The organism is Mycoplasmopsis alligatoris A21JP2 (genome assembly GCF_000178375.1).
In the GTDB taxonomy this organism is placed as follows: domain Bacteria; phylum Bacillota_I; class Bacilli_A; order Mycoplasmatales; family Metamycoplasmataceae; genus Mycoplasmopsis; species Mycoplasmopsis alligatoris.
Window position 1 is genome coordinate 23,909 of record NZ_ADNC01000020.1, and the last position, 8,340, is coordinate 32,248.

Sequence of the window (8,340 nt, forward strand, 5' to 3'; positions counted from 1 at the left end):
ATAAAAATCCCAAACGGGATTTTAGTAAAAACCTATGATTCTAACTTGAATATTTTTTGGTGTTATATCAATTAAATTTATGGTTTCTTCTTCAATTTTACTAAATACTTTTTTAATTAAAGCATCAACATCTTTATTGGTTTTGAATTTTAATTCTAAATAAATTTCAACATTATCATTTTTTTCATCAAAACTAATTCTTGGGTCATTAACTAATTTGACATACTTAATTTCATTAATTGCTTTAGGAATAACATCTTTAAAAGCACTTTCATGAACTAAATAAGTTTGATTTAAACTATAAGATAAGTTAACTAAGTTCATTATTTTGAACCTTTACCTACATATTTACCTGTTTCAGTTGAAACAATAATTGCTTCACCTTCCTTTATAAACATTGGTGTTTCAACTTCAAAACCAGTTTCTAAAATAACTTTCTTTTGTGGATTTGTTGTTGTATTACCTTTAACTGCATCAGGTGCTTGTTCAACTACTAGCTCTACGTTTGGTGATAATTCAACATCTAAAACTTCTTCTTGGTATTTTCTAATTTGTACTTCCATACCTTCTTTTAAGAAATTCATTTCTCACTCTACATTTTTAACTGGAATTTCAACTTGTTCATATGTTTCATTATCCATTAAAACAATATTTTCTCCATCGCTATATAAATAATTCATTCTTCTTTTATCTATATGTGCTGGTTTTACTTTGTCTCCACCTGTATAAGATTTAATAGTTGTTGAACGGTTCTTAAATTTTTTACTTTGCTTTAACGTTGGCTTGACCCTCTACCTTGTTTTGAGTGTTGTGCTTCTAAAACAACAAAAATATCATTTCCATCTTGAAAGGTAATACCAGGTTTAAATTCATTAACATTAATCATTTTTTCTCCTATATTTAAATAAATACTATTATATATTAAAAGCAGTTTTTTTTCAATTATTTAGTTTCTTACAAAATTAAAAAAAGGACAAAAAAGGGAAAATCGAGCTATTGTTTAATCATAGAATTAAGTCATGAAAAAAAATATTTATGAACACGATATTCCAAAACTGGTAATATTAGAACTCAAGGATGAGTTCATAAACAAAATTAACTCAACAAAAAAAGTTACTTTAAACAAAAAAATCATCGTAATTGGAGAAGATGATGAATATTATTATTTTTTAGATGTCAAAACAAGTGATGTTATTGACAATAGTTCTTTGAAAATAGAAAGATTGTTTGATAAAAATGGTTTATTAAATGAATATATAGATATAGATTGTTTATTTCGTATAAAGACACAAAATCTAGCTGATAATTTAGAATTAGATGAACAAAATGATTTTATTAATTATCCTCTAGGTCAAATTAGTGAAATTAATATATTAAAAAGACTTATTGAATCTTTAAATAAAGAAAACAATAGATATCCTAAATTAATTAATTTAATAAAAAACAGTAAACCCACCATAGGGTTAACTGCTTAAGTTTTTAATTATATTTTCAAATAAATTTAATTTATCTTGCGATTCCTTCTCGTTTCCGTTCAAAGCAAATAAATAAAATTTGATTTTAGGTTCAGTTCCAGACGGTCTATATGCTATTCATGAATCCCCTAACAACTTATACTTTATCATTTCAGTAGGATTATTTTCTAATTTGGAATAATCCATCATTGTAATCTTATCGTCTGGAAACTTTATATTTAAAAATTTATCTTTTATAACCTTTATTAAAGCCATATCAGTTACTTCTTTAGATATGGTTTTTGACTTTACATAAGAATACTTTTGATAAATTTGTTCTAATAAATCTAATAATGTAATATTTTTATTTTTACATTCTTGTGCAATTTTAACTAATACTACTAGTGATTGTAATGCATCCTTATCTCTTGCTAAGGATGAATCTATTAATGAACCATAACTCTCTTCAAAAGAAAATAAATGTTCCATATCTTTTATATTATTTATTGAGTCACCTATTCATTTAAATCCTGTTGGAACTTCATAAACTTTTACATTATGTTTTTTAGCCATAATTGCGGGTAAATTGCTTGAAACGTAAGAATAAATCATATATTTATTGCTTAAATTTTTTGTGTTCTTTAGTAAATAATCAAAAATAATAGTAGCAGTTTGATTTCCATCTAAAAGCTCAAATTTATTATTATGTTTTACCATAATTCCTACTCTATCTGAATCAGGATCAGTTGTTATTAATAAATCTATATCATCGTGCTTTTTGGCAATTTCTAACAATTCTTTATAAGCATCTATTGATTCAGGATTTGGATTAGGCGAGTGAGTAAAATTTTGATCTTCAACCATTTGTAATGGACAAAAATAAACATTTTTTAAATCTATTATTGGATATAAAATATCGCGAACATAATAAGCACCAGTACCATGTTGCGGAGAATAAGCTATTTTTAAATCACTTTGAATTTTAACCGGGAATAAGTTAGTAAGTGATTTTATGTAATTACGCTTAAACTCTTCGTTAACATAAATAATATTCTCATGTGGATTAAATTCTTTTAAGTCATTTAAAATGTTTTTAAAAGGTTGAAAATATGATTTTAATTTTTTAATTTCATCAGGTAACATTTGATTTGCGTTTTTATTATAAAGTTTAACACCATTATAAACAGCAGGATTGTGACTTGCGGTTACATTAATTCCTATAGTTGCTTGGAGTTGTAAAATTAAATAACTTAAAAAAGGTGTAGGTGTAATTTCTTTAGAATAAAACACTTTAATTCCGTTTTTTGCAAGTATTTGAGCAAACAATAAAGCAAAGTCTTGAGATTTTCTACGATTATCTCTTCCGATGACTACTAATTTTTTTAATTTGTTTTTATTTATGTATTTTGCTATACCATGTGCAATTTGGTATATATAATTTTCATTCAATTGATCATTGTTAGGGCCTAAAACTCCACGAATTCCAGCCGTTCCAAAATCTAAATATTTTTCATTTTTCATAATTAAAATTATATTAAATTTTTTAATAAGCTTTATTGACTTGTCAAACATATTATTTATTCGCTAAATTAAAAAAAATCGCATATGTTACATTATTTTTTGAGAAAAGCAAATTAATTCAAAAAAAATATTTTTTAATTATGCTTTAAAAAAAGTTTATGCATTATAATCAATTATATTGTTTGAAAGGAGAAGGATGAAAAATAAAGTTTTAACTTCTTTAAAAAGCAGTGTCAAAATTTCTATAATGGACATTGCAGTATCAGGATTTTTAGTAGCGATGGTCTTAATTCTTGCTGTTTTTACAAAATATACAGCATTTAGAATACTTAATTTAAACTTTGAATACTTAACATATATTATCTTTGGATTTTTCTTAGGATGATTCAAGGGTGCTATATTAGCTTTTATAGCTGACACTCTTACACTAGTTATAGCCGGTCATATAGGTTTTTGAATGTGAGAGTTTGGAATAATTGCACCATTAATTGCTATGGTATCAGCAGCTTATTTCTATTTTATTAAAAACTACAAAATATTTAATTACATTGCACCAAACATAATTGTATTTTTAACATTTGTCTTTGCTGTAGTAGTAATTTGAACACAAATTAACAATGCAAAAAACGATCAAGTGACTATTTCTAGAATTTTTGGATTTACAAAAATTTCTACAATAGCTATTAGTATTATGGCTGCAGTTTTTGCAGGATTAGTAATTGCACTAGGAATACTTTGAATAATTTACTTTAAATCAAAAAGTGAAAAACAAAAAAAAGCTGTATTACTTACAATTAATACTTTTGCCATAATAGTGTTAATCATAGTAATATTTAGATGATTAATACATCCAATTGCATACATTAATTATCTAAATTATGCATCACAAAATAAAGCTGGTTATGTAATAAAAACATATGGTGATTGATACTATGTTTGATTAGCTAGAAATGTTCTTAAATCTATTTTAACCATTCCTTTATACACACTGTTATTAATTATATTAATACATCCATTTGAATATTTAAAAAATAGATATTTAATCGAGCCTTTAGCATACCAATATTAAGTAAATAGTTTATAATTTCAGTAATTGGAGCAACATGAAATATAAAAAAACACGTAGAAAAAGTAGAGAAGAAAAAATTCAAGTCATTTATAGATTTGAACTTTTTGATGAAGTTATTAATATATCTCAATCATTTGTAGAATTTGACTTTTTAGATCCTTCACAACTAAAATTTTTAGAAGGTATTGAAAAGAATTATGTTTTTATAAAAAAAATAATTAACTCATTTCTAAACACTGATTGAACATGACATCGAATTCCTCCTTTTATACGTGCGGTTTTAATTAATGCAACAGCTGAATTATTTGCTATTCCACCAAAAATAGTAATAAATGAAGCGGTTGAAATTACAAAAGATTTCTTCTGTATGACTGAAAAAGACCAAAAATTTTACAAATTTGTAAACGCTATTTTACAAAATGTTTATAAATCAATAGTTGCTCTAGAATCAAGCACTATGCAGGTAACTAAAAATGATGATAATTAAAAAACAAAGATTGAAAAATTTAAAAAACGCACTTAACTTTGCGTTAGTTTTTTTTAAAAAGACAGAATCAGCCTTTATTGACATTCATGACTTATTTGAATTACTTAAAAAAATACCAAGACCAATTTTAGTTGAGTCTTTTTATTATCATATTGAAAAAGAATTTATTATTAAAAATAAACTTTTAGTTAAATCGTTTTTTTACTTTTTTGCTTATGAAATGCTTAAATATGAAAACAGTCATAAGCGTTCGTTTAAAATTTTTTCTTACAATCCATACTCAGATCAAGATCATTGAAAATGCAATAAACTAAAAAGAGAATATTACAACAAATTTATTGATGAACTTTCTAAATTAGACGCTGAATGGCATTACAATTTATTTTTAATGGATTTTTTAAAAATATTAAGATAGAGGTAAGTATGTATAAAAATATTAAAAATCAATTTCCAATACTTAAAAAAATTACTTATTTTGATAGTGCTGCTTTAGTTTTAAAACCTAAATCTGCTATTAATGCTATCAATAATTTTTATTTAAACGCATCTATTAGTTCAAGAACTGCTGATACACCATTAGGTAATTTGGTCAATCAAACAATTGCTGAATTAAGACAAAAGGTTGCTAAATTAATTAAAGCTGAAGCTCACAATGTTATTTTTACTAGCGGAACAACAGAATCGATAAATAATATGGCTTTAATGATGGAACAAGTAATTAAAAAAAATGACATTATTTTACTTAGTGCTTATAATCACTCTTCGAATATGCTACCATGAATCGAAATGGCTAAAAAAGTTGGAGCTACTATAATAGTTTCAGAAAATATTGAAGAAGATATTAATCAAAATGTAAAATTAATAAGCCTTTCACAAGAGACAAACAATTTTAATGAAAAATTAAACTTAAAAAACATTTACAAAAAAGCGAATTTAAATGGAACTATTATTGTAAATGATGCAGCACAAGCTATTGCTCATCAAGAAGTTAGTTTTGATAATTGTGACGTTATTGCTTTTTCAGCAAATAAGTTCTATGGTCCTACTGGATTAGGAGTTTTAGCAATTAAAGATAGAGTTTTAAAAAAAATAAGGCCAAGCAAGTTTGGTGGTGGATCTGTTGCTAAAATAGATAAAAACAATAATTGAACACTAAAAGAAACTATTGCTGCATTTGAGCCTGGAACACCAGATTTAGCTGGAATGTTTATGTTTAATAAAGCTATTGATTTTTTTAATACTATTGGTTATAAAAAGACTAAGGTTATTTTAAAAAAACTAAGTATTTATTTACATACTAGACTTTCTAGTTTGAGTAATGTTGAAGTATTTACTCAACCAGGTGACATAATTTGCTTAATCAATGTTAAAAACGTCAATGCACAAGATGTAGCAACTTATTTAGGAGATCGTAATATTTATACAATAGCTGGTATATTTTGTGCACCTTATTTAAGAAATATTAAACCTAATTCATCATATCTAAGAATTTCTTTAGGTATTTATAATGATTTTAGTGATATAGATAAATTGACATATGAATTAGAAAATGGAGGTATGTTTCTTGAAATTTAATCCTAACCAAGCTCGTAGTATTATTATGGATAATTATTTGAGTAATCATTTTTCACAAGACATTACAAGCAAAGAAAATGTAAGCGAACATTTTAGCCAAACATGTTCTGATTCATTAAAAATAAGTTTAAATTGAGATAATGATGTTTTAAAAGAAATCATTTATGTAGCGGATGGTTGTGCTATCTTTAAATCGGGTGTTCAAATATTTTTAAAATAGCACAAAATAAAAATAAATTGCAAATTAAGAAATTAATAGAACTTTTTGAAAAATTTTTAAATAATAATGATTCATTAAATGAACAAGAATTAGAAAGCTTAAAAGAGCTATGAGCATTCTATAATGTAAAAGTTCATTTAAATAGATTAGCTTGTGCTACATTTATATGTAACACGCTTAAAAAATTGATGTAAAAAACAATCCTGTAATATAGGATTGTTATTTTTTATTAACTTGATTATAAGCATCAATTCTTGATAAAGCTTTTTTTAGTTTGATTTCATAACCAAATTTTAAATTTGAATCATCGTGTAATCTGATTTGTTCTAGGGCTCATGCTTTATCTTTTTCGGCACGATTATAGTCAATATCTTTTGAAAAAATAATATCATCAGTAATAATATTAACATTTTGTGCATCAGCATAGACTAAACCTCCGCCTATAGCACAACGAATAAATTCTGGATCTTTTTCGTAGTTAATAAATAAATTACCTATTTCAATATTAGAAAAGAACGGTGATTTATTTGCTTGTAAACCAATATATCCTTCAGCTGTTTTTAACGTTACTATATCAACTAGACCACTATAAAATACTTTATCTGGTGTTGTTATAGTTAAATGAGTTTTATTTGCCATTTTTATTTGCTCTTGCTAAAACATCATCTATGCTTCCAGCATATCTAAAAATATCTTCAGGATACTCATCAAAGTCACCATCCAAAATAGCTTTAAAACTACGAATAGTGTCACTTAGTTTAACATAAGCACCAGGAATTCCTGAGAATTTTTCTGCAACGTGGAATGGTTGACTTAAAAAGTTTCTAATTCTTCTTGCTCTAGCAACTATTTTTTTATCTTCTTCAGATAATTCACCCATTCCTAAAATAGCAATAATATCTTGTAATTCTTTGAATCTTTGCAAAATATTTAACACACCTTGTGCTACACTATAATGTTCATTTCCAACTACTAATGGATCTAGCAATCTAGAACTTGAACTAAGAGGATCTATAGCGGGATAAATTCCTAAAGCAGCTATATTACGGTCTAAAACGGTTTTAGCGTCTAGATGAGTAAATGTTGTAGCAGGAGCTGGATCAGTTAAATCATCAGCAGGAACGTAAACGGCTTGAACTGATGTAATCGATCCTCTTCTTGTTGAAGTAATTCTTTCCTGTAATTGTCCCATTTCAGTTGCTAATGTAGGTTGATATCCAACTGCAGATGGCATACGCCCTAATAAAGCAGAAACTTCAGAACCAGCTTGAGTGAATCTAAAAATGTTATCGATAAATAATAAAACATCTTGATTTTGTTCATCTCTAAAGTATTCAGCCATAGTTAAACCAGTTAGCGCAACTCTCATTCTTGCCCCGGGAGGTTCGTTCATTTGACCAAAAACTAATGCAGTTTTATCTAAAACACCAGCTGCTTTCATTTCATGATACAAGTCATTTCCTTCTCTTGTACGCTCACCTACTCCAGCAAAAACTGAAAGTCCATTATGTTCGGTTGCTATATTGTTAATTAATTCTTGCACCAAAACTGTTTTACCAACTCCAGCACCTCCAAATAATCCAATTTTTCCACCTTTTGAGTAAGGAATTAATAAATCAATAACTTTAATTCCTGTTTCTAAAATTTCACTTGTAGATTTTTGTTCTTCGTAAGTTGGAGGCATGGCATGAATTGGATTAGTTTTAGTTCAATTTTGATTTGGTATTAAATCAATTGGATTTCCTAAAACGTCAAACATTCTACCTAAAACTTCGTTTCCTACCGGAACTGAAATAGCGCGTCCAGTGTCAAGTACTTCTAAACCTCTTGAAAGTCCATTTGTTGAAACCATTGAAATAGTTCTAACAGTATCATCACCAATATGTTGTGCTACTTCAAGAGTAAAAATTTTGTTGTCATGACTAACAGTTAAAGCGTTGAGTATTTAGGTAATTTTGAATTAGTAAATCTAACATCAACAACTGGACCTAATATTTGAACAATTGTTCCTTTA

The 8,340-nt window shown here is 26.5% G+C and carries 10 protein-coding genes and 2 pseudogenes; 7 read left to right on the plus strand and 5 right to left on the minus strand.

The features are described 5' to 3' along the window. Nucleotides 1–21 precede the first annotated feature (21 nt). Both MALL_RS02140 and efp read right to left on the minus strand, forming a co-directional pair. On the minus strand, nt 22–324 hold the full coding sequence (locus MALL_RS02140) for an MMB_0454 family protein (protein ID WP_005683582.1): 303 nt from the start codon (nt 322–324) through the stop codon (nt 22–24). Further along, nucleotides 324–886 (minus strand): annotated as a pseudogene (gene efp, locus MALL_RS04675) (elongation factor P). The gene MALL_RS02140 and the pseudogene efp overlap by 1 nt, the downstream one beginning before the upstream one ends. A 133-nt stretch (nt 887–1,019) precedes the next feature. Between efp and MALL_RS02150 the strand changes: the two are divergent. Then, nucleotides 1,020–1,475, plus strand: coding sequence for a hypothetical protein (locus MALL_RS02150; RefSeq protein WP_040545549.1), 456 nt, complete (start codon nt 1,020–1,022; stop codon nt 1,473–1,475). Here the strand turns inward: MALL_RS02150 and MALL_RS02155 are convergent. Further along, a complete protein-coding gene (locus MALL_RS02155; RefSeq protein WP_040545551.1) occupies nt 1,464–2,975 on the minus strand; it encodes a phospho-sugar mutase in 1,512 nt (503 codons plus the stop codon). The two genes, MALL_RS02150 and MALL_RS02155, sit on opposite strands and share 12 nt — an antisense overlap. 196 nt (nt 2,976–3,171) lie before the next feature. Here MALL_RS02155 and MALL_RS02160 point away from each other — a divergent pair, with 196 nt between their 5' ends. From MALL_RS02160 to MALL_RS04420, 6 genes are read left to right on the plus strand one after another with little or no spacing between them, the layout of a single operon-like run. Further along, nucleotides 3,172–4,044, plus strand: a complete 873-nt coding sequence (locus tag MALL_RS02160; RefSeq protein WP_005683571.1) for an ECF transporter S component — start codon at nt 3,172–3,174, stop codon at nt 4,042–4,044. A gap of 34 nt (nt 4,045–4,078) precedes the next feature. Continuing rightward, nucleotides 4,079–4,531, plus strand: a complete 453-nt coding sequence (locus MALL_RS02165; protein ID WP_005683576.1) for a transcription antitermination protein NusB — start codon at nt 4,079–4,081, stop codon at nt 4,529–4,531. Further along, nucleotides 4,518–4,946 (plus strand): hypothetical protein, encoded by a 429-nt coding sequence (locus tag MALL_RS02170; RefSeq protein WP_040545550.1) that lies wholly within the window; start codon nt 4,518–4,520, stop codon nt 4,944–4,946. Before MALL_RS02165 ends, MALL_RS02170 begins: the two co-directional genes overlap by 14 nt. Before the next feature lie 8 nt (nt 4,947–4,954). Then, nucleotides 4,955–6,106, plus strand: coding sequence for an aminotransferase class V-fold PLP-dependent enzyme (locus MALL_RS02175; RefSeq protein WP_005683584.1), 1,152 nt, complete (start codon nt 4,955–4,957; stop codon nt 6,104–6,106). Beyond that, the gene (locus tag MALL_RS02180; RefSeq protein ID WP_005683573.1) at nt 6,096–6,326 is read left to right on the plus strand and encodes an iron-sulfur cluster assembly scaffold protein; all 231 of its coding nucleotides are present in this window, start codon (nt 6,096–6,098) and stop codon (nt 6,324–6,326) included. The genes MALL_RS02175 and MALL_RS02180 overlap by 11 nt, the downstream gene beginning before the upstream one ends. 17 nt (nt 6,327–6,343) lie before the next feature. After that, nucleotides 6,344–6,520, plus strand: a complete 177-nt coding sequence (locus tag MALL_RS04420; RefSeq protein ID WP_005683563.1) for a hypothetical protein — start codon at nt 6,344–6,346, stop codon at nt 6,518–6,520. Between the two features lie 25 nt (nt 6,521–6,545). Here MALL_RS04420 and atpC read toward each other — a convergent pair whose 3' ends face one another. Together atpC and atpD are read right to left on the minus strand one after the other, a co-directional pair. Beyond that, nucleotides 6,546–6,965: an ATP synthase F1 subunit epsilon gene (gene atpC, locus MALL_RS02185; protein ID WP_005683577.1), complete on the minus strand. Its 420-nt coding sequence runs from the start codon at nt 6,963–6,965 to the stop codon at nt 6,546–6,548. Then, nucleotides 6,955–8,340 (minus strand): annotated as a pseudogene (gene atpD, locus MALL_RS02190) (F0F1 ATP synthase subunit beta); the annotation flags it as partial. The gene atpC and the pseudogene atpD, both read right to left, overlap by 11 nt.